Genomic DNA, 18,986 nt, shown 5'->3' with positions numbered 1-18,986 from the left:
AAGGTCGCAAGATCGCATCTAAAGCAGCTGGGCGTGAATTTGACCGTCTTAACCGACGAGCAAGCCCGATATATTAATGTTCCGGTTGAAGGACCGTTTAAAGCCGATCATTACCGTTATTGATTAATCATCTCTCTCACGGTTCCCGTGGGAATGCAGCCCGTGTCGCTACGACACGGGCTCAATGAGTCTACACCGGTGCCGACAGAATCAGTGGGAATGCACATCCCAACAAATATCTGCCCATACAGTCGTTAGATTCCCGTCAGTGAGACCCAAAAAATGCAATCACAAAAAACACATCCCCAATTATTCAGTTTTGAATTTTACCCGCCAAAAACCGAAGAAGGCGCGGCAAACTTGCAGCTTGTCCATAGCAAACTGGCTAAACTCAATCCCGATTTTTTTTCCGTTACCTTCGGCGCCGGGGGCTCGACCCGCGATAAAACCTTCACTACGGTCATCGATATTCAAGCCAAAGGTATCGCCGCCGCGCCGCATTTATCCTGTGTTGCCTCAACCAAAGCCAATATTCGCGCGATACTGAAAGACTATCAGGATCATGGTATTAGTAAAATTGTCGCGTTAAGAGGCGATTTGCCTTCCGGCATGATGTCAGCCGGAGAATTTCGCTATGCCAATGAACTGGTCGAGTTTATTCGCCAGGAAACCGGCGATCATTTCCAGATTCATGTTGCCGCCTATCCAGAAATACATCCGCAAGCCGCCAGCGGCGCGGAAGATTTTAAAAACTTCAAGCGTAAAGTAGCTGCGGGTGCCGATGCGGTCATCACTCAATATTTTTACAATGCCGAAGCGTATTTTTATTTTGTCGATGCCTGTGAGAAAAGCGGCATAACGATTCCTATCGTGCCAGGCATTATGCCGATTACCCAATATACGCAATTGTTCCGCTTTTCAGAAATGTGCGGCGCGGACATTCCTCGCTGGCTGCGCAAACGCCTGGAAAGCTTTGGTGATGATAGGGAATCTGTACAAGCATTCGGTCTGGACGTGGTCAGCGAACTTTGCCAACGTTTGTTGGATGGCGGCGCGCCGGGCTTGCATTTTTATACGATGAATCAGGCCGCGCCTACCTTGGCGATTTTGGAGAATTTAAAGCGCTGATTGAAGGTATTTGCTATGCTTATGCGCGTGACTTGCTTTCAATCTATTTGGACGCCGCACAAATCCGGCAAATATTCATTGAGGTAAAAATCATGGCGTTGAAATTAAAACAAGCAGCCGAGTGGATTAGCGAAGAAGCCTATTTACAAGGCGAACTACTTAGCGACATCAAGCATGAGTATATTGATGGCGCTGTTTATGCGATGACAGGCGCGAGTAAAAATCACCAGCGGATTACAGCGAATGTTTCTGGCGAACTGTGGACGCAGTTAAAAAACACACCCTGCGAAGCCTTTGCATCGGATATTAAAGTTAAAGTCGGCAGCCAGTTTTTCTATCCCGATGTCATGGTGGTGTGTAACGATAAAACCGATGACGCCTATTACACCGAGAGTCCGGTTATTATTGTCGAGGTCTTGTCAAAATCGACCCGCAGAATGGATGAAACCGCCAAAAAAATCGCTTATCAAACCCTGACATCGCTAAAAGAATATGTGCTTATTGAGCAGGATTTTGTCGATGTTGAAGTCTGCCGCAAGAGTGAAGGTTGGGTATCACGGCATTATTTTATGGGCGACAACGTGGCTTTTGAATCTGTAGGTTTAAGCTTATCGGTAGCGGATATTTACGCGCGCGTCGATAATGAAGACGTAAACGCTTTTATTGACTCACTTAATCTGCCATAGTGACGGCGACCGGCCGGTCGCCCCTACGACGATTCTATCCTTCCGCCTTTCGCCTGTTATTACCTGTGTCTAATAAATCCCTTTCCGATCGAGACTTTTCCGTTTTGTGGCATCCGTGCACACAAATGAAAGATCACGAAACTTTCCCGATTATTCCGATCAAAAAAGGCCAGGGTATTTGGCTGGAAGACTTTGACGGCAATCGCTATCTTGATGCGATCAGTTCGTGGTGGGTGAATCTATTCGGACACGCTAATCCCATCATCAATGCGGCATTAAAAGACCAGCTCGATACCCTGGAGCATGTGATTTTTGCCGGATTCACCCATGAGTCGGCCGTCAAGCTGGCAGAAAAACTGGTCGAAATAACGCCGGAAGGGCTGAACCGTTGTTTTTATGCCGATAATGGCTCTTCTGCGGTAGAAGTCGCACTCAAGATGAGTTTTCATTATTGGCGCAACCTTGGACAAATTCAAAAAACCAGATTCATCACGCTGGAAAACAGTTATCACGGCGAAACCTTGGGTGCGCTGGCCGTCGGCAATGTGCCGCTGTATAAAGAAACCTACGCGCCGTTATTAATGGACGTGATCACCGTGCCCGGTCCGGACTGTTATCAGCGTGAACCCGGCGAATCCTGGGCGGATTATTCCACCCGCCGTTTTGCCTTGATGGAGCAGACACTGCAACAACACAGCGATACGGTTTGCGCGGTCATCATCGAGCCATTGGTGCAATGCGCCGGCAATATGCGCATGTATGATCCGGTCTATTTAACCTTGCTCCGAGCAGCCTGTGATAAATACCATGTACACTTAATCGCCGATGAAATTGCGGTTGGTTTCGGACGCACCGGAACTTTATTTGCCTGTGAACAGGCGGCAATCAGCCCCGATTTTATATGTTTGTCCAAAGGCTTGACGGGCGGCTATTTACCGTTGTCGGCGGTATTGACCACCGATCAGGTGTATCAGGCTTTTTATGCTGATTATCAGAACATGAGTGCTTTTTTGCACTCCCATAGTTATACCGGAAACGCGCTGGCTTGCCGGGCAGGGTTAGCGACGCTAGAGATTTTTCAACACCATAACATCATCGAAAAAAACAAATTCTTGGCTGATAGCATGGCGAAAGTAGCGGCACGTTTTCATGACCATCCGCATGTCTCCGAAGTCCGGCAAACCGGCATGATCCTGGCGATTGAAATGGTCAAGAATAAACACACCCGCGAACCTTATCCCTGGCAGGAACGTCGCGGGCTTAGAGTCTATCAATACGCGCTGTCCAAAGGTGTCTTATTGCGCCCCTTGGGCAACGTTATTTATTTCATGCCGCCCTATATTGTGACCGAGGATCAGCTTTTGTTAATCGCCGAGGTCGCCTGGCAAGGCATACAACAGGCGGTTAAGGACTGATTATGCGAGTCTCCCGATTATATACACCCGCGCCGCTGGTTACAGGCCAACTGATCGAACTGGATGATGACAACGGCCATTATGTCAGAACCGTGTTGCGACTGAAAAAAGACGCCGAAGTCATTTTATTTAACGGTCAGGGCGGCGAATATTTGTGTGCGGTTAGCGAGGTCAGCCGGAAAGCCGTACTGGTTGCCGTTGAACAATGGATTGACCGTAGCGTGGAATCGCCGTTGCAGGTCATCCTGGGGCTGGGTATCTCACGGGGTGACCGAATGGATTTGACCGTACAAAAAGCCGTGGAATTAGGCGTCAATCAGATCACGCCGTTATTGACCGAGCGTTGCGTGGTGCAATTCAAAGGCGAAAAAAAGCCGCAACGCTTGTTGCATTGGCAAAAAATCGTTCAACATGCGGCCGAACAAAGCGGCAGAACCACCTTGCCTGCATTGCCGGAAGTTGAGCTGCTGCAAAACTGGGTAGGCAAGCAACAGGGGCTAAAAGTGTTTCTCGATCCTTATGCCGAAACCACATTAACCGAGTTAAAACCCGAAACGACGAAAGCCTGTCCTGAGCGCAGTCGAAGGGTGACCTTGCTTACCGGCCCCGAAGGCGGTTTTTCCAATCAGGAACGGGAACTGGCGAAAGCTTCCGGCTTTATCCCGGTCCGTTTAGGCGCTCGCATATTAAGGACCGAAACCGCATCGATTGCCGCCTTAGCCGCCGTGCAGCTGTTATGGGGCGATTTTGGCCGGGTGCCTAATCCGGAAATGGGAAGTTAATGATGAAAAAATACCTTATTTGTTCAATAGTGCCCTTGCTGGTGTTGCTGACAGCCAGCTCAATGGCCTGTTTGTTAGGCTATTTGATCGCGTTGGGACTGGACGATCAGTCCATGTTACGAAAACTGATCATCCGCTTGACGCAGATATTCCTGCTGCTGAGCATTTTCCCGGCAATGGCCTATCTGAACTTTAAAAAAGAGGACTTAGGATATACCGCAAGGTCGAAGTTTTTAAAACAGTTACCGCAAGGATTCGGGCTGGGATTGCTGACCTTGCTGCCGGTATTCATTATTCTGTATGCTCTGGGAGTCAATGTTATTGATCAGCCGCAGCAATGGACAATCGGTTTCCTGGCTAAAAAAACAGGGCTTTCATTGTTGCTGGCGCTGTTAATTGCAGTGGTCGAAGAATCCGTTTTTAGGGGAATGCTGTTGGCCGGTTTAAAAAACAAGCTGCCGACCATTGCCGCCATTGTAATCAGCTCAACTTATTTTGCAGCGCTGCATTTTCTGGATAGCAAAACCGAAATACCCGCGGAGGAATTTAATGTATTCAGCGGCTTTATCTTATTGGGTAACGCATTTGTCAATGTGCTGAATCCGCAAAATCTATCGGCATTTCTTTCCTTGCTGGTGGTCGGTATTTTTCTTGCGGTGCTGAGGACGCAGGTAAAGGAAAGTCTGGGCTTATGTATCGGCTGCCATGCCGGTTGGGTGTGGCAAATAAAAATGAACGGCAGCCTGTTCAATACCGATTTTAGCTCGGAATATCTTTATCTGGTCAGCAGTTATAATCATGTTGTCGGGCCTTTAGTCACCGGATGGCTCGGTCTCGCCATCGTCGGCTATTTTGTTTACAAAAAGGCCAGGAAAGCTGCCTAATCCCTGAAATTCTCAAACTGCAACGGCATATCCAGCTTTTCCTCTCTGAGCATCTTAATCACTTCCTGCAGATCATCCCGGTTTTTGCCGGTCACCCTGACCTGATCGCCCTGAATAGCCGCCTGGACTTTCAGTTTTTTGTCCTTGATCAATTTGACGATTTTCTTGGCTAGCGCCGAATCCAGACCCTGCTTCATGATGATTTCCTGGCGTACCGATTTGCCGCCGGGCTTGGGATCGCCAACTTCCATGCAGGCAATATCGACGCCGCGTCGACTGAGTTTTGAGCAGACCACACTGAACATTTGCTGTAACTGAAACGTCGATTCAGAGGTCATAATCAGTTTATCGTCGGTCAATTCAAAGCTGGAGTCCGTGCCTTTAAAATCAAAGCGAGTGGTCACTTCTTTATTGGCTTGGTCGACGGCGTTTTTAATCTCGTGCTTGTCGAATTCGGAAATTATGTCGAAAGTAGGCATGGTTATCATTAAGAAATAAGGTAAAAAGAAATGTAGCTACTCAGCCATCAATATAATAATAGAACGCAGGTAACTCGAAAAAATCTTATTTGATCTTAATGATCAGCGTCATCTGCGTTCCATTTTTCTAACTACTGAGTCGTTACAAAGAAATTTTAATATAAGGGTATTTAAAACAATATTCAACTTTCAGCCGGCGCTGATTCGGCTTTAATAAACTCGGCGACGGCCTTAATGCGCAAGCGGCGTATCGCCTCGCCGATATGCGAACCTTTAAATTCGCCATTCAGGATAGACGACGTGTCAACCGAAGCCGCCGCCTTGGCGGCGCCGCTCAGCAGTACGGCCTGAGGGTAGGGCGTGTTTTCAAATCCGGTTCTGCCTTTGGCATCCGCCTCGCAAGCTTGCAAAAATTCAGACAATTTATGCCTAGGCTTATAGGCTCCCAGAGCGGCCAGCATATCGGTTATTGTTGAGGCGCGTAGTTCAAAAGCCCGGTGACAATGCGAATGGTATTGCATCACCTGCACAGCCAAGGTTTTAAACGAATTCGGCACACGCAAACGCATACATAGCTGTTCCAGAATCCGCAGCCCCTGGGTTTCATGCCCGTAATGATGAGGCCAATTAGCCCGGGGCGTCACGCCCTTGCCCAGATCGTGGACCAGGGCCGCAAACCGGACTTCGGGGCTAGCCGACAACAGCGCCGCCTGCTCCAAACAGAGCATCACATGAATGCCGGTATCGATTTCCGGATGATAGTGTTCCGGCTGCGGCACACCAAATAAGCACTGTATTTCCGGGAAGATTTTATCCAGTGCCGCGCAAGCTTTTAAGGTATAGAAAAAAGCGCTGGGCGATTTCTCATTCAGCGCCTTGAACAGTTCCGCCCAGACCCGTTCGGGAACCAGGTGATCCACTTCCCCTGCAGTCACCATGGATTGCATCAAACTTCGGGTTTCTTCGGCCAGCGTAAAACCCAGATGCCCGTAGCGGGCGGCAAAACGGGCGATACGCAGAATCCGCACCGGATCTTCGGCAAATGCCGGTGAAATATGCCGGAAAATGCGTTTTTCAAGATCGATCTGACCGCCGTAAGGGTCGATAAGCCGGCCTTCCGGTGTCATTGCCATTGCATTGATGGTCAGGTCGCGGCGAATCAAATCCTGTTCCAGACTGACATCGGGGGCAGCGTGTATGGTGAAACCTTTATAGCCGGGTGCGGTTTTTCGTTCGGTTCTGGCCAGTGCATATTCTTCATGCGTTTTCGGGTGTAAAAACACCGGAAAATCTTTGCCTACCGGCCTGTAGCCATGCTTCACCATGGATTCCGGGGTTTCGCCCAGCACCACCCAGTCCCGCTCCTTGACCGGAAGCCCCAGTAATTTATCGCGCACCGCACCGCCAACAAGGTATATTTCCACAGGGTCACTCAGTCGTTTAAAAATGCGCCTAGAATAGCACAGCCGTATTCAAAAAAAGGCATAATGCCGGCACAGGCAATCAGCACATTATCAGGAGAATCAAGTGATCGTCATTTTTTTAGCCAGTATTTTATTGGGCGCGGTCGGGGGATCAATGGCCGGACTTTTCGGGATAGGCGGCGGCCTGATTATTGTGCCGGTATTGGCCCTATTATTTGCGGCGCAAGGATTCCCCTCGGAACTGATCATGATCATGTCGGTGGCAACCTCACTGGCGACCATTATTTTTACCTCTATCTCTTCGGTGCTGGCGCACCATCGCTTGAATTCCGTATTATGGGATAAAGTACTGGCCCTGGGGCCTGGGATTATGGTCGGTGCGGCAATCGGTGCCGTGGTTGCGGATCATCTGTCCGGCGGCGTATTACGGGTTATATTTATCATCTACCTGCTAGGCGTGGGCATACAAATGGCCTTGCAGATAAAGCCGAAACCCGGACAGCAGCAACCTTCCAAAACCTTGGATTTGGGTGCGGCAGGCCTTATCGGACTGCTGTCGTCGCTGCTGGGAATAGGCGGAGGCACGCTTACAGTGCCTTTTTTAGTGCATTTTCAGATGCCGATGCGCAATGCCGTCGCCGTGGCCAGCGCCTGCGGTTTGCCGATAGCCGTAGTCGGAACGATAGGCTATGCGATATTGGGCAAGGATGCCTTGCAGCTGCCGGACTGGAGTTTGGGTTATATTTATATGCCCTCCTTTTTGGGCATAGTGCTGACCAGCATGTACACCGCACCGATAGGCGCAAAGCTGGCTCACAAACTGCCGGCGGAAAAATTAAAACGCTATTTCTCGCTGCTGCTGTTTGTGATGGCGGCCAAGCTGATCTGGTTTTGAACGGGGGCTGATGCGTAACAATGTCTCATTGATCCCTTATCCAGCTTATAGCTTGTGTTTATTACCATGAAGGACATGAAGATAATGAAGGAAAGAGCATTTGTCGAATAAGGATTGCTAATTCACTTGAATTCATCTAATGCAGAAAGTCAATACAGTAACTTCTTCAAGCCTTTCATGCACTTCATGGTAAAAATAAATGACATTCCTTGAAAGCAACACCCTTTTGAACAGCGCTTGTCATAAAATTTACTTTATTTTTATGCCGTCAAATTTGCGATAATACACACTCATTTTACTGACAAGGGTTCCGTTGCACATGTGGTTTAAAAATCTAAGTATTTTTCGTCTTACTGAAGAATTCACTTTGGCTCCAGAAGACCTGGAGCTCAAACTTGAACAAATGGCTTTTCGTCCCTGCGGCAGTCATGAAGAATTTACTTTCGGTTGGACTTCACCGCTGGGCAAATCATCGTCGCAGCTGGTGCATAGCGCGAACGGCTTTTTAATGCTGTGCGGAAAAAAAGAAGAAAGAGTCCTGCCTGCGTCTGTCGTCAATGAAATGATGCAGGAAAAAATTTTTGAAACCGAAGAGCAACAAGGGCGTAAATTAGCCAAAAAAGAACGCGACGCTATCAAGGATGAGCTTATCTTTGAGTTATTGCCCAGAGCGTTCACTTTCTCGAACAAGACTTACGCTTATATCGATCCTAAAGGCGGCTGGCTGATAGTCGATGCGGCTTCTGCCAAAAAAGCCGAAGATTTGCTGAGTAATTTGCGCAAATCCTTAGGTTCGCTGCCGGCTGTTCCACTCAATACCATCGAAAAGCCGGTCAAAGTCATGACCGAGTGGCTGATCAACCATCAGGCGCCGGACGACATCACTATTGAAGACGAGTGTGAATTGCGTTCACCGGAAGAGGAAGGCGGTATTATCCGTTGTAAACGCCATGACCTGAGCCTGCCCGAAATTAAAAATCATCTGGATACCGGCAAAGAAGTGATCAAACTGGCGCTGAATTGGTCAGACCGTCTTTCTTTCATTCTCGATGAGAATCTGGCCGTTAAGCGCCTGAAGTTTCTTGATCTGATTCAGGATCAGGTATCCGATATGAATACCGACTCCGAAGCCGAGCAATTCGATGTCGATTTTTCGATTATGTCGTTGGAACTGGCAAACTTCCTGCCGCGTTTGCTGGAGTTATTCGGCGGCGAGCATAAAGCGTAGACTGTTTTCGATAAACTTGCCATCGTCGCTACTCAAAAAGACAAGCGCGATGGTGGCTTGCAGTGGAGCTTTGATGCGCTTACACTGCAAGGTCATGTTTTAACTGTTCGTGAGGAACTTTCCATGTTAGAAAAACACCAACAAGCCCCCCAATTCAGCTCAAAAAATCAATTTAATGAACCGGTTAATTTGTCTGATTATGCCGGGAAAAAGAACGTGGTCTTGTATTTTTATCCTAAAGACGACACGCCGGGCTGCACCATAGAAGCCAATCAATTTACCCAGCTAGCCGAAGAATTTGCCAAAGCGGATACGGTGGTTATCGGTGTGAGCAAGGACTCCTGCGCCAGCCATACGGATTTCATTAAAAAATTCGATTTGAAACTGGATCTACTGGCTGACGTCAACGGCGAACTCTGCGAGAGCTACGGCGTATGGCAGGAACGGGAAAAAAATGGCGTAAAAAGCATGGCTATGCTTCGCTCCACGTTCATTATCGACAAGCAAGGCGTATTGGTTGAAGCAGCCTATGGCGTCACGCCAGAGGGTCATGCTCAAGAGATATTGGAAAAAGTAAAAACCTTGTAAGCAATGACAAACTTCAATTTTACTATCCATCACGCCAGCCTCGTTGTTGCCGATATCGCCGTATCACTGAAATTTTACTGCGATATTTTCGGCATGCAACAGGTTGACAGGCCTGATCTGGGCTTTCCAGGTGCTTGGTTGCAGTTGGGTGCTCAGCAGATACATTTACTGGAACTGAAAAATTCCGACCCGACAACCGGTCGCCCTGAACATGGCGGCCGTGACCGGCATATCGCCTTAAGTGTCAATGAACTGGCACCGGTTAAGGCTGTGTTGGATAAAAACGGTATCGCCTATACCTTGAGCAAATCAGGACGAAAAGCACTGTTTTGTCGCGACCCGGACGGTAATGCGCTGGAGATTCTTCAGCAAACATAAGCACTCTGATGATGTTTTTTTCGATTAGCTAGCATGGAAGCCGGGATCCGGTGCCATAGAAAAAAGGAGCGGAATTTATAAAGGGCTTTGAGCCTGCGGTATTCCCATGAATTATCCTTGCTCCAGTTTTTCAAAAAAACCGATTAATGGCGCCTGAGTCAGATCTATGATCAACATACGAACCGCAAAACCAGACGATATCCCTCAATTGATAGCGCTTTTAAAAGCCTTGTTTGCTATTGAAGCCGATTTTGATTTTGATCAGGACAAACAGACGCTGGGATTGCAGTTGCTGTTAAAAAACGGCCAGGCTTGTATTCTGGTGGCCGAAGCGAGTGACGATAAAAAACTCCGGGGCATGTGCAGCATACAAATCCTGATTTCCACAGCGGAAGGCGGCGAGGTAGGCTTGCTTGAAGATCTGGTTGTGGCTGCCGATTTTCGCAATCAGGGCATTGGTGAAAAACTGCTTGCCGAGGCTGTTTATTGGTCTGAACGGCAGGGCCTTAAACGCTTGCAGTTACTGGCGGATAAAAATAATTTACTTGCCTTGGCATTTTATGAGAAACAGGACTGGCAATCGACGCAGCTGGTTTGTTTAAAGCGGCCATTAAAAAAGTAGATTCAATTTGTTACAAGCCTTATTCCTCAGAGTCATAACATTTGGGGTAGTCGATACACACCTCACAAGAGGGTACGCGGCACAGATACAAGCCTTCCGCTTCGCAAAGCTGTTTGTACAAGAATTTTTTCCATTTCATGTCCTTGTCGTTTTTTTCGGCCAGTTCGGGGAAGTTGTATTGCAGCATGGCGCTCAATTGCGAGCGCGACCAGAGACCTAAATCCTGCCATAAGTGATCGCTACCCAGACTGCCGGCTACGATAACGCCTATGATCCAGTCCATTTCGATAATATCTGGCTTGCTGAAATGCTTGAGCAGATTAACCAGATCATCTCTTTCCAGCATCCGGGCAAAGTCCAGCTTGCTACCCGATGACGCGTGATCAGGAATGCTGCTGCCGGGAAAAAGATGATTTGTTAGCGCATTAAACTGCTCGGACTCCAACCCCATCGTGTCAGGTAAAACGCCTTGCCCGGCACACCAGCTGGCCATCATACAGGCCAGCCATTCATGATTAGGCGATAGCCTATCAGGCATAGTTTGTTTCAGCCGGGAATAAATTTGTTCCCGGTCATCCTGGAGTTGGAGAACGGCCGACATGATTAATATTCGACCAGAATATCTTCATCCCTGACTATCATCTGGCAAGCCAAGCGCCAGGGTGACGGTATATCGTCGACAATCATCTGCTCCATTTCTTCTTTGCTGATTTTTCCGCTAACGCGCAGCACTTCTTTCTCTTTTTCGGTTAAAGGGCCGCCCATACGCTGATGCTTTTGATCGACACTGCTGACTTTTACCAGGCAGGTGCCGCATTCGCCATCCTCGCATTCATAATTGATCGGAATTTTGTTTTCCCGCGCCAATTTCAGCAGTGTTTCCGTATGACTGCCTGCTACGGCATAGACGGTTTTATCCCGGTATTCGGGATTTGAAAAAGTAACTAAAGCCATGATTTACTCCTTATGAGTGTGATGTGCTGTCGCATGCTTCCGCGTGGGAATTCATCGACGTTTATTTTTATCTGCATTTCCACGCAAAAGCGTCACCATCTACGTTAAGTTTTGTAGGAACGGGCCATGCCCGCGATCAACGCATGATCATCCAGCAGTTCGTTGCAGGAATGTCGCAGGCGCGGCCCGCTCCTACGTAATGGCATTACGCAAAAGCGTGGAAACGAGAAATACGTGTTATTAAACCGGCCTGACCTTAATCGTTCCGCCCAATACCTGCGCCTGACAAGCCAGCCGATTATGCTTACCGGCCATGTTTTCGCGCAGGACTTTATCTTCAAGTACAGACGGCTCGGCCAGATTGTTCCAGCCTTCGGTTACTTTCATAATACAGGTACCACAATCGCCTTCACGGCAGCCGTAAGTAATACCTGAGCCGACCTTTTCGGAAATCTCGATCACCCGGGTGCCCGCAGGCGCCGTAACTGTGATATTAATATCTTCAAAGGTAATTGACGCTTTCGCCATTGCTACTCTCCTGATGTGTTAAAAAAACATTAAGCAAGATCGGCCATATCGATCACTTTGGGCTGTCTTAAACCCATCAGATCCTGTGCCATTTCATGCCCGAATTCACGACAGAGTTCGATTTCTTCATCCGTCGGAATTAACTTGATGCGTATTCCCGGAATGGGCACACGCAATTTGAGACCGCGCAAGCGATCTTCAACCATTTTCACGCCTTCCCCGGTCCAGCCGTACGAGCCGAACACGCCGCCCAGCTTTGACTTGAGATTGATGACAGCCAGCGAGGATAATAAATCCCACACCGGTTTAACCGCATCGCCGTTGATCGTCGGCGTACCGAACAGGATGCCGTCCGCACTCTCTATTAAATCGACAAACGGCGCTATTTCGCTGCCTTCCAGGTCGTATAAAGAGACGCGCACATGCTCCACAGCCATGGCGCCTTCATAAATGGCTTCGGCCATGCGCCGCGTGTTGCCGTAGGAACTGATATAAAAGATCAACAGGGTTTTTTCGCCCGCGCTGATTTCGCTTTGCAATGCCGCTGTTGATAATTCACGATAGCGCTGCACGTAACGTTGCGGTTGATCGCGTAACAGCGGACCATGCGCAGGCAGAATTTTATTCAGCGGCAGCAAAGGTTCAATCAGGACCAGCGCCCGATTTACATATTCTTTAAACGGCCGCATGATGTGGGCATAGTAATATTCAAACGAAAAGCGGAAATCGCCGACTTCATCGTTAAACAGCCGCGTATCGCAAAAATGGCAGCCGAATACATCGCCTGAAAACAGGGTTTTTTCTTCAACCAAATAAGTGCATTGCGTATCCGGCCAATGCAAATAAGGGGTGTGAAAAAACGTTAAGGTGCGATCGCCCAGCGATACGGCGTCACCGGACATTACCGGCGTAAAATCGAACGCATCCTGTTTTAGCAAGGCTTTGAGCATGGATTGCGCTTTCTGGGAAATGTAAAGTTGAGCTTGAGGCGCGCGGCGCATCAGTTCGGGCAATGCGCCGGTATGGTCGGGCTCCAGATGATTCAGGACGATGACTTTGATTTCGTCATAACGGGCTACCGACTCTAAACGGGCAAAAAAATCATCGGCAAAATTCTCTTTGACGGTATCGATAATGGCAACGCCCTCACTGCCCCTGACGACATAAGCGTTGTAGCTGGTGCCGTTGGCGGTTTTTAAAATAATGTCGAAGGTGCGCAGCGAGGGATCGAGCGCACCTATCCAGTGAATGCGTTCGGAGAGCGTGACTGCCTGCGGTACGCCATCAAGGGTTAAGACCGGCGGCTTACTCATGACCGCAGCTTGCTTGTGCAAGCGGGCGAGGGCAGCTTTCCATATCCTGATAGCTCTTGGTTTCTTTTAAGCCGATCCAGTTATCGACCGCGTACTGATCGAATCCCGCCATTGATCTATCGCCGACTTGCATCAAGGGTCGACGAATTAACAACGGATTTTTCACCATCAGCGCTAACGCTTCTTGCTCTGTCAGGTTCTCAGGTTCAATTTTGCCCTGTTTGATTGCCGGGGCGCTGTAATTGAACCAATTCCGTACCGACAATTTACCGAAGAACGGGCGTAAGCGGTCAGGCTGCCAGGCTTCAGTCAATAAATTCAACGCCACAACCTGATGACCTGCTGCGACTAACAGTTTCTTTTGCCGGGTATTGTTAATACAACCGGGTTTTTCGTAGAAAGTGACAGTAGCCATCAGGAGATCCTCAATCAGTGGCCTTGCATTTCGGCCATTGCTTCAGCCATTCTTTCCGGCGGAATACCCGTTAAAGAGCCTGGTAAGTTAATTGGCTCGCCCAATGAATTCAATATCGCACCTTCAATAGGGCAAATACTGGCGCATTGATAAACAGGGAAGTCGCCCTCGCATTCGGTACATTTTTTACTGTTAACCAAAAAATGCGGTTTAGCCTCGTAAATGGCTTTACTTGGACAGACCGGTTCGCAAGCGTAGCAATTTACGCAGGATTCAATAATTTTTACTGCCATGACAGGCTCCTGAAAATAGTGGGGCATTTTCTGGTTCCCAAGCTCCAGCTTGGGAACTTCAGTTTCGAAAGCGCCCAGGGCGGGACGGGGTTTGCAACCCCGTCCCTCATGTTTCTGCGATGTCTGGGCTATTTAACCAATCTCAAACGTTTCGGCCAGCTTTGTGACGTTAACTTACGCACTGGCCCTGACCGAGTCTTTGGCATCATCCAGCTTACCCGCTGCCGCCATCTCCTTGTAAACAGCCAGCACCGCTTCTTCGATGGGTTCCATTGCATGTTCGCCGTTCGGCGCGATTCCGGCCGCTTCCAGCTGCTCCCAGGGTTCATAGCCGACTTTCGAACACAGCACCGCTTCGCATCCTGCCAAAGCGCGGATGGTCAGTTGCAGAGTGCTTTCGCCGTCGCCGCAAGTGCTGTCGCCGCCGCAATATTGATCGGCTTTGCGATGACTGATAAAGCGCACACCGTCCGGCGATGCTTCATAAATCAGGAATTCTTTGGCATGACCAAAATGCATGTTAATCACGCCTTGTCCACTGGTGGCTACGGCCATCAATACCGGGCGAAAGTTAAGCTTGGGTTCTTCTTTAAGTTGCTGTGCCTTTTGGGCTTTTTCCAAACGTTTACTGTCCATCTCAGCCTGTATGGCGACATGAATTACCTTGCGTTTTTCCATCGCCGCCTGATAGTCGATGTCCATCTCTTCAATCTTATCCAGCGTAAACTCGTCACCTCGATCTTCACCCAACAAACCCACCGCATCGGCGCGGCATTGGCGACAATGCCGCATCATGTTCATATCGCCGGAACAGCTGTCTTGCAGGTCTTGTAATTCATCGGCAGTCGGACCGCGTTGCCCCATCACCCCATAGAAAGTGCCGTGCTCAGGTTCAGAAATTAGCGGCATTACGTTGTGCAGGAACGCGCCTTTGGATTTTACAACTCGACTGACTTCCGCCAAATGCTGATCGTTTACACCGGGAATCATCACCGAGTTGACCTTCACCAGAATGCCTTTAGCAATCAGCGTTTCCAAGCCTTTTTGCTGTTGAGCAATCAGAATTTTCGCCCCCTTTACGCCGGTAATGCGTTTATTGTTCCAGAAAATCCACGGATAAATCTTCGCGCCGATTTCCGGGTCAACACAATTAATGGTGATAGTGACATGATCGATATTGTGCTTGGACAATTCCTCTACCGAATCGGGCAGCGCCAGACCATTCGTTGATACGCATAATTTGATGTCCGGCGCTTCTTCGCTTAAACGGCGGAAGGTTTCGAACGTACGCTCAGGATTGGCTAAGGGATCGCCGGGACCAGCGATCCCTAGAACGGTCATTTGCGGAATAGTAGCCGCCACCGCCATGGTTTTTTTAACCGCTTGATCCGGCGTAAGCACCTCAGAAACGACGCCGGGACGCGATTCATTACTGCAATCATATTTTCGATTACAGTAATGGCACTGGATATTGCAAGCCGGAGCAACAGCAACATGCATTCTGGCAAAATAATGATGGGCATCTTCCGAATAACACGGATGATTCTGTACCTTCTCCCGTATCGAATCAGGCAATGAATCCATTTGATTGTCGGTTGTACCGCATGAACTGGCTTCGCAGCCGCCTTTAGCCGCAGGGGCATCGTTTAAGACTGGTAATTCCATAGTATCTGACCTCGTAAGTTGCGTTTACTTGCTTACTAAAGCAAAAGCAAAAGCACAGGCCATGCCAACGGCAGTTTTTTATTTGATGATGCTGATTTATAGGGTTATTGTTTTGGTGAATGAGCGGGATTGTTGCAAACACAACAGTCATATTTTTAGGTTTTGTAATTAATGGGACAATGATTTTGGTGATGAAAAATACTTGTAATCTGATACTTTTGTGTTTATGACAAATAATGCGGTATGGTGTGAGCGCAGTATGTAGGTTAGGCGTTAGTAACCCTACCTTGTTATCTATGGTTTGGAAAATATTTTTCCCAGTTTGCAGGTGTTCAATATGAAAACGAAAAAGCGCGGCGAGAAGTTTATTTCGTGTCTGGGTTCGAATTATAAACAGCCGATTGCCAATCTGGTCGATTGTCTATTGGCAGTTCCATTGCCCGATTTTCCCGATGAACCTCCACGTAATAACGAAGTGGACTATGCGATTAGCTTAGTCGTTCTGTTGGTACTTGCATTTGAGGCCTGGATGTCTAGGGCGCGCTATATTTTTAACGAAGACCAACTAACAAGAGAGCTAACAAGAAATGATAATAATGTTATCCGTTGGATAGAATCACTAGGTGAGCCTAAACTGTCGCCGATTATTGAAAGATTGTCAGAGATATATTTTCTGCGTGATGCGATAGTTCATAACCATATCTGGACTTATACGCAGATTTGGATTGAAGGTAGAGTACTCTATTCAAACTTTAACATAGACTCTAAATGGCAAACTAATTCCAATTTTAAAAATATTGTTAACGAAACATTACCTTTGTCGTCTTTTCCACGCTCTAAGAAATTAAATCTAATTGTTGTACCGAGTTTTGTTGGCCGAAGAGAGGTTGTAGCAGTTTTCAAAACGGTGAAAGATGCACTCCAAATCCTTGATGAATTAGGCTACATCAAGGTCGTTCCTAAAGTCCCCCATGTTCGTTTTGATGGAAGACTGAGTTTTCCATTTTGGAATTTGATCGGCACAATCCAAAGGTCTTTTCTCCTGAAAACAGCAAAGTAACACGGTAAGACGTAATATGTAGGGCGCAATAGCGTAGCGTATTGCGCCGCATGGAGAAGCTGTAGGTTGGGCATGCTTTTTATGCCCAACATTTCGAAGCTTCAATATGAAGATGGATTTCGGGTTTGCTCACCCCGTATCATCACCGGAACGTTGGGCAACGAAAAACTGTTACCCAACCTACAAGACTATACAATCTCAATACAGGCTTTATTGTCGATAATTAACGCTTGTTCAATGGCTTGCTTGTTGTCTAGCAAGGTTTTGATAGTCGTCGTTTTGGAATGATTGCCCATCTTGAGCCAGACAATCTTGGGAGGTTGTCCATGAATCAGGCCCATTTCGTAAAAATCGGCATCCTGGGTAGCGATGATGTAGTCGTTATCAATGGCATACTGGCGAATGATACTATCATTGACACGCTCCAGACCGATCAAAGCTACCTGTGTTGAACCGGGGTAGCTGTCTTGGATGAATGGCACGATTCGCCGCGACAGGTTTTCATCAAGCAATAGCTTCATGAGGCTTTGATGATTACAGATTGCCGCTCCCTATCGGCGGCAAATTGCAGGCAGGCGGTAATATCGTCATCCGTTAATTCCGGAAAGTCTTCGACAATTTCAGTACGGCTCATGCCATCAGCCAGCCAGGAAAGCACATCATAAACGGTAATGCGTAAACCTCTAATGCACGGCTTGCCGCTGCGTTTGCCGGGTTCAATGGTAATCATGTTGTGATAATCAATGCTCATGGCTTTATACTTACTTGGGGTTCGATTGAATTACATTATATCCCGTTGATTAATAAATGGGATAACAACCAACCTCAAGCCACATCAGAATACCAATACGGTAAGACGTAATCTGTAGCATGGAGAAGTCGGCACATACTACGCAGGCTAATGCTTGTTTAGAGATGCTCGGTAATAAATCGAGGAAAATGAGTGGAAATCAACAGGAATGACTCCACTAACATCTACAATATTGGGGCGCTCGGATGGTACGGTTATTTAAACGCCAGGCTCATCAGCCGGTTGGCCAGGATGATAAATAGCGTACACGTAAACCGGAATAGCAAGGCCACCCAGACTATTTTCAATTAACGGGTACACATCATCCCAGTCTAAATCACCTACACCGGTTGCTAGCCGCGGCAAGGCGATTGAAGTCAGTTTTTCGGCGGTTATAATTTTCACTAATGCACTTAATGCGTGCCTGACATTGTTCAGGGTCGCTTTGCCATGGCGATGATCGTGGCCATCCATACCTTCCTGAGTGATCATATTCACAATGCGGACATTATTCGGTCCGTCCCACATCCAGGCTTCACCCGGCTTGGTATTATGTTGATGGCACCAGCGATGAAAATCCTTGTGCATGACGGGATATTTGTTGTGTAACTCCAGTGCCAAACCTTTATCCATTGGATCGTTTAGCCCTATCCCGTGTGCAATCGCTTGTGCGTTGCTCAATAGAATGTCACCTTCAACTTTGTATATCATAATATCCTCATTAGTCCGTTTTATTCAGATCATGCAGGCAAGCTGGTTTTGTCTTAAGGCTCAATAGATATAGGTTAGCCTTTTTTGGGGTTTTTAAAATCTTTCCTGATTTTTGCCCTCATAGAATTATTAACAAGCAAATCGGGTTGGAAAGATAATTAGACGTGAAATATAAATTATTTTCCACACATTTTATTTTGATTCAACAATAATTTTTTCAGGAGATACTGAGGAACGAAGTGCATCGCTTGAGGCGGGTAGGATGGGCAGGTTTTTTGCCCACCGTTTACGCTATTAAAAGTATGAACATATCAATAGGGTGAGCAAAAAAGCGTTCTCCCTACAACACTTTAATTGCATTAGAAAATCGTGCAACAAGAATAATGGAGCAGGTTACAAGCCGGCTCTGGCGCTACAACAACCCAGCCTCAAGCTACATCATGATACCAATCCAACAGCTCTTCACCGCCCCAGTTTTCCGCATCGCCGGGGATGTGTTCATCGGTTTCATATAGCGTCATTTGTCCGGGTTTGGGTGAGGTTACCAATAAGCTTTCTGCATAATCAACCGAACAGCCTTGTTTGCCGGTCTCATCTTTTAGCCATTCGGCTGCCATCGCGATGGCGTCTGTCCGGATTTCACCAAAGCCGAACACGGCATAATCGTGTTGTACATATAAAATAGTCATTGTTGCTCCAAATGCTTTGGGGAATATCCACCGAAAGAATTGTCCACGAAAATCACGAA

Annotated in this window: 25 protein-coding genes; 12 read left to right on the top strand and 13 right to left on the bottom strand. The window is 47.7% G+C overall.

What is annotated here, in order from left to right; genetic code table 11:
- The 6 genes from RW114_RS11385 to RW114_RS11360 form a co-directional block, all read left to right on the top strand.
- On the top strand, nucleotides 1-123 hold a 123-nt coding region (locus RW114_RS11385; RefSeq protein WP_340122873.1), incomplete at its 5' end, for an adenosylhomocysteinase.
- Between the two features lie 159 nt (nucleotides 124-282).
- On the top strand, nucleotides 283-1,128 hold the full coding sequence (metF, locus tag RW114_RS11380; RefSeq protein WP_340122871.1) for a methylenetetrahydrofolate reductase [NAD(P)H]: 846 nt from the start codon (nucleotides 283-285) through the stop codon (nucleotides 1,126-1,128).
- On the top strand, nucleotides 1,029-1,814 hold the full coding sequence (locus RW114_RS11375) for a Uma2 family endonuclease (RefSeq protein WP_340122870.1): 786 nt from the start codon (nucleotides 1,029-1,031) through the stop codon (nucleotides 1,812-1,814). The genes metF and RW114_RS11375 overlap by 100 nt, the downstream gene beginning before the upstream one ends.
- A gap of 65 nt (nucleotides 1,815-1,879) precedes the next feature.
- Nucleotides 1,880-3,229 carry an adenosylmethionine--8-amino-7-oxononanoate transaminase gene (locus RW114_RS11370; protein ID WP_340122869.1) on the top strand — a complete coding sequence of 450 codons (1,350 nt, stop codon included), beginning with the start codon at nucleotides 1,880-1,882 and terminating at the stop codon, nucleotides 3,227-3,229.
- A 2-nt stretch (nucleotides 3,230-3,231) separates the two neighbouring features.
- Nucleotides 3,232-4,011, top strand: coding sequence for a 16S rRNA (uracil(1498)-N(3))-methyltransferase (locus tag RW114_RS11365; protein WP_340122868.1), 780 nt, complete (start codon nucleotides 3,232-3,234; stop codon nucleotides 4,009-4,011).
- 2 nt (nucleotides 4,012-4,013) lie between these two features.
- Nucleotides 4,014-4,895, top strand: coding sequence for a CPBP family intramembrane glutamic endopeptidase (locus RW114_RS11360; RefSeq protein WP_340122867.1), 882 nt, complete (start codon nucleotides 4,014-4,016; stop codon nucleotides 4,893-4,895).
- On the opposite strand, the gene RW114_RS11355 is transcribed toward RW114_RS11360, so the two are convergent.
- Entirely contained in the window at nucleotides 4,892-5,374 is a 483-nt protein-coding gene (locus RW114_RS11355) for a YajQ family cyclic di-GMP-binding protein (protein WP_340122872.1), read from the bottom strand. The two genes, RW114_RS11360 and RW114_RS11355, sit on opposite strands and share 4 nt — an antisense overlap.
- A gap of 182 nt (nucleotides 5,375-5,556) precedes the next feature.
- Nucleotides 5,557-6,798 carry a multifunctional CCA addition/repair protein gene (locus tag RW114_RS11350; RefSeq protein WP_340122866.1) on the bottom strand — a complete coding sequence of 414 codons (1,242 nt, stop codon included), beginning with the start codon at nucleotides 6,796-6,798 and terminating at the stop codon, nucleotides 5,557-5,559.
- Nucleotides 6,799-6,901: 103 nt separating this feature from the next.
- On the opposite strand from RW114_RS11350, the gene RW114_RS11345 reads away from it, so the two are divergent.
- The 5 genes from RW114_RS11345 to RW114_RS11325 all read left to right on the top strand — a co-directional run bounded on the left by RW114_RS11345 (nucleotide 6,902) and on the right by RW114_RS11325 (nucleotide 10,509).
- Nucleotides 6,902-7,693 carry a sulfite exporter TauE/SafE family protein gene (locus RW114_RS11345; protein ID WP_340122865.1) on the top strand — a complete coding sequence of 264 codons (792 nt, stop codon included), beginning with the start codon at nucleotides 6,902-6,904 and terminating at the stop codon, nucleotides 7,691-7,693.
- Between the two features lie 319 nt (nucleotides 7,694-8,012).
- Entirely contained in the window at nucleotides 8,013-8,921 is a 909-nt protein-coding gene (gene rdgC, locus RW114_RS11340) for a recombination-associated protein RdgC (protein ID WP_340122864.1), read from the top strand.
- A gap of 123 nt (nucleotides 8,922-9,044) precedes the next feature.
- Complete coding sequence (locus tag RW114_RS11335) at nucleotides 9,045-9,509, top strand: peroxiredoxin (RefSeq protein WP_340122863.1); 465 nt, start codon at nucleotides 9,045-9,047, stop codon at nucleotides 9,507-9,509.
- Nucleotides 9,510-9,512: 3 nt separating this feature from the next.
- Nucleotides 9,513-9,887 (top strand): VOC family protein, encoded by a 375-nt coding sequence (locus RW114_RS11330; RefSeq protein ID WP_340122862.1) that lies wholly within the window; start codon nucleotides 9,513-9,515, stop codon nucleotides 9,885-9,887.
- Nucleotides 9,888-10,053: 166 nt separating this feature from the next.
- Complete coding sequence (locus RW114_RS11325; protein ID WP_340122861.1) at nucleotides 10,054-10,509, top strand: GNAT family N-acetyltransferase; 456 nt, start codon at nucleotides 10,054-10,056, stop codon at nucleotides 10,507-10,509.
- 19 nt (nucleotides 10,510-10,528) lie between these two features.
- On the opposite strand, the gene RW114_RS11320 is transcribed toward RW114_RS11325, so the two are convergent.
- The 7 genes from RW114_RS11320 to nifB all read right to left on the bottom strand — a co-directional run bounded on the left by RW114_RS11320 (nucleotide 10,529) and on the right by nifB (nucleotide 15,677).
- Nucleotides 10,529-11,110 carry a nitrogen fixation protein NifQ gene (locus RW114_RS11320; protein WP_340122860.1) on the bottom strand — a complete coding sequence of 194 codons (582 nt, stop codon included), beginning with the start codon at nucleotides 11,108-11,110 and terminating at the stop codon, nucleotides 10,529-10,531.
- Between the two features lie 2 nt (nucleotides 11,111-11,112).
- Nucleotides 11,113-11,463, bottom strand: a complete 351-nt coding sequence (locus tag RW114_RS11315; RefSeq protein WP_006892581.1) for a 2Fe-2S iron-sulfur cluster-binding protein — start codon at nucleotides 11,461-11,463, stop codon at nucleotides 11,113-11,115.
- 240 nt (nucleotides 11,464-11,703) lie between these two features.
- On the bottom strand, nucleotides 11,704-11,991 hold the full coding sequence (locus RW114_RS11310) for a 2Fe-2S iron-sulfur cluster-binding protein (protein WP_340122859.1): 288 nt from the start codon (nucleotides 11,989-11,991) through the stop codon (nucleotides 11,704-11,706).
- A 29-nt stretch (nucleotides 11,992-12,020) separates the two neighbouring features.
- Nucleotides 12,021-13,304 carry an FprA family A-type flavoprotein gene (locus RW114_RS11305; RefSeq protein ID WP_340122858.1) on the bottom strand — a complete coding sequence of 428 codons (1,284 nt, stop codon included), beginning with the start codon at nucleotides 13,302-13,304 and terminating at the stop codon, nucleotides 12,021-12,023.
- Nucleotides 13,297-13,719, bottom strand: coding sequence for an ArsC/Spx/MgsR family protein (locus RW114_RS11300; RefSeq protein ID WP_340122857.1), 423 nt, complete (start codon nucleotides 13,717-13,719; stop codon nucleotides 13,297-13,299). The genes RW114_RS11305 and RW114_RS11300 overlap by 8 nt, the downstream gene beginning before the upstream one ends.
- Nucleotides 13,720-13,733: 14 nt before the next feature.
- The gene (locus RW114_RS11295; RefSeq protein WP_340122856.1) at nucleotides 13,734-14,012 is read right to left on the bottom strand and encodes a 4Fe-4S dicluster domain-containing protein; all 279 of its coding nucleotides are present in this window, start codon (nucleotides 14,010-14,012) and stop codon (nucleotides 13,734-13,736) included.
- A 174-nt stretch (nucleotides 14,013-14,186) separates the two neighbouring features.
- Nucleotides 14,187-15,677 carry a nitrogenase cofactor biosynthesis protein NifB gene (gene nifB, locus RW114_RS11290; protein WP_340122855.1) on the bottom strand — a complete coding sequence of 497 codons (1,491 nt, stop codon included), beginning with the start codon at nucleotides 15,675-15,677 and terminating at the stop codon, nucleotides 14,187-14,189.
- A gap of 337 nt (nucleotides 15,678-16,014) precedes the next feature.
- On the opposite strand from nifB, the gene RW114_RS11285 reads away from it, so the two are divergent.
- Complete coding sequence (locus tag RW114_RS11285; protein ID WP_340122854.1) at nucleotides 16,015-16,737, top strand: hypothetical protein; 723 nt, start codon at nucleotides 16,015-16,017, stop codon at nucleotides 16,735-16,737.
- 188 nt (nucleotides 16,738-16,925) lie between these two features.
- Here RW114_RS11285 and RW114_RS11280 read toward each other — a convergent pair whose 3' ends face one another.
- From RW114_RS11280 to RW114_RS11265, 4 genes are all read right to left on the bottom strand, one after another.
- On the bottom strand, nucleotides 16,926-17,258 hold the full coding sequence (locus RW114_RS11280) for a DUF5615 family PIN-like protein (RefSeq protein ID WP_340122853.1): 333 nt from the start codon (nucleotides 17,256-17,258) through the stop codon (nucleotides 16,926-16,928).
- Complete coding sequence (locus RW114_RS11275) at nucleotides 17,255-17,488, bottom strand: DUF433 domain-containing protein (RefSeq protein WP_340122852.1); 234 nt, start codon at nucleotides 17,486-17,488, stop codon at nucleotides 17,255-17,257. Before RW114_RS11275 ends, RW114_RS11280 begins: the two co-directional genes overlap by 4 nt.
- Before the next feature lie 258 nt (nucleotides 17,489-17,746).
- A complete protein-coding gene (locus RW114_RS11270; protein ID WP_340122851.1) occupies nucleotides 17,747-18,238 on the bottom strand; it encodes a macro domain-containing protein in 492 nt (163 codons plus the stop codon).
- A gap of 428 nt (nucleotides 18,239-18,666) precedes the next feature.
- The gene (locus RW114_RS11265) at nucleotides 18,667-18,927 is read right to left on the bottom strand and encodes a hypothetical protein (RefSeq protein WP_340122850.1); all 261 of its coding nucleotides are present in this window, start codon (nucleotides 18,925-18,927) and stop codon (nucleotides 18,667-18,669) included.
- Nucleotides 18,928-18,986 lie beyond the last annotated feature (59 nt).

The sequence above is a fragment of the Methylobacter svalbardensis genome (genome assembly GCF_037671525.1).
Lineage (GTDB): Bacteria > Pseudomonadota > Gammaproteobacteria > Methylococcales > Methylomonadaceae > Methylobacter_A > Methylobacter_A svalbardensis.
This window is presented reverse-complemented; position numbering and strand designations above follow the sequence as displayed.

Coding starts and splice junctions, on each gene's coding strand:
- RW114_RS11275 (WP_340122852.1), bottom strand. CDS start 17,488: ATGAGCATTGATTATCACAACATGATTACCATTGAACCCGGCAAACGC.
- RW114_RS11365 (WP_340122868.1), top strand. CDS start 3,232: ATGCGAGTCTCCCGATTATATACACCCGCGCCGCTGGTTACAGGCCAA.
- RW114_RS11285 (WP_340122854.1), top strand. CDS start 16,015: ATGAAAACGAAAAAGCGCGGCGAGAAGTTTATTTCGTGTCTGGGTTCG.
- RW114_RS11270 (WP_340122851.1), bottom strand. CDS start 18,238: ATGATATACAAAGTTGAAGGTGACATTCTATTGAGCAACGCACAAGCG.
- RW114_RS11300 (WP_340122857.1), bottom strand. CDS start 13,719: ATGGCTACTGTCACTTTCTACGAAAAACCCGGTTGTATTAACAATACC.
- RW114_RS11265 (WP_340122850.1), bottom strand. CDS start 18,927: ATGACTATTTTATATGTACAACACGATTATGCCGTGTTCGGCTTTGGT.
- RW114_RS11355 (WP_340122872.1), bottom strand. CDS start 5,374: ATGCCTACTTTCGACATAATTTCCGAATTCGACAAGCACGAGATTAAA.
- RW114_RS11310 (WP_340122859.1), bottom strand. CDS start 11,991: ATGGCGAAAGCGTCAATTACCTTTGAAGATATTAATATCACAGTTACG.
- RW114_RS11305 (WP_340122858.1), bottom strand. CDS start 13,304: ATGAGTAAGCCGCCGGTCTTAACCCTTGATGGCGTACCGCAGGCAGTC.
- RW114_RS11315 (WP_006892581.1), bottom strand. CDS start 11,463: ATGGCTTTAGTTACTTTTTCAAATCCCGAATACCGGGATAAAACCGTC.
- RW114_RS11360 (WP_340122867.1), top strand. CDS start 4,014: ATGAAAAAATACCTTATTTGTTCAATAGTGCCCTTGCTGGTGTTGCTG.
- RW114_RS11335 (WP_340122863.1), top strand. CDS start 9,045: ATGTTAGAAAAACACCAACAAGCCCCCCAATTCAGCTCAAAAAATCAA.
- rdgC (WP_340122864.1), top strand. CDS start 8,013: ATGTGGTTTAAAAATCTAAGTATTTTTCGTCTTACTGAAGAATTCACT.
- RW114_RS11330 (WP_340122862.1), top strand. CDS start 9,513: ATGACAAACTTCAATTTTACTATCCATCACGCCAGCCTCGTTGTTGCC.
- metF (WP_340122871.1), top strand. CDS start 283: ATGCAATCACAAAAAACACATCCCCAATTATTCAGTTTTGAATTTTAC.
- RW114_RS11325 (WP_340122861.1), top strand. CDS start 10,054: ATGATCAACATACGAACCGCAAAACCAGACGATATCCCTCAATTGATA.
- RW114_RS11280 (WP_340122853.1), bottom strand. CDS start 17,258: ATGAAGCTATTGCTTGATGAAAACCTGTCGCGGCGAATCGTGCCATTC.
- RW114_RS11320 (WP_340122860.1), bottom strand. CDS start 11,110: ATGTCGGCCGTTCTCCAACTCCAGGATGACCGGGAACAAATTTATTCC.
- RW114_RS11295 (WP_340122856.1), bottom strand. CDS start 14,012: ATGGCAGTAAAAATTATTGAATCCTGCGTAAATTGCTACGCTTGCGAA.
- nifB (WP_340122855.1), bottom strand. CDS start 15,677: ATGGAATTACCAGTCTTAAACGATGCCCCTGCGGCTAAAGGCGGCTGC.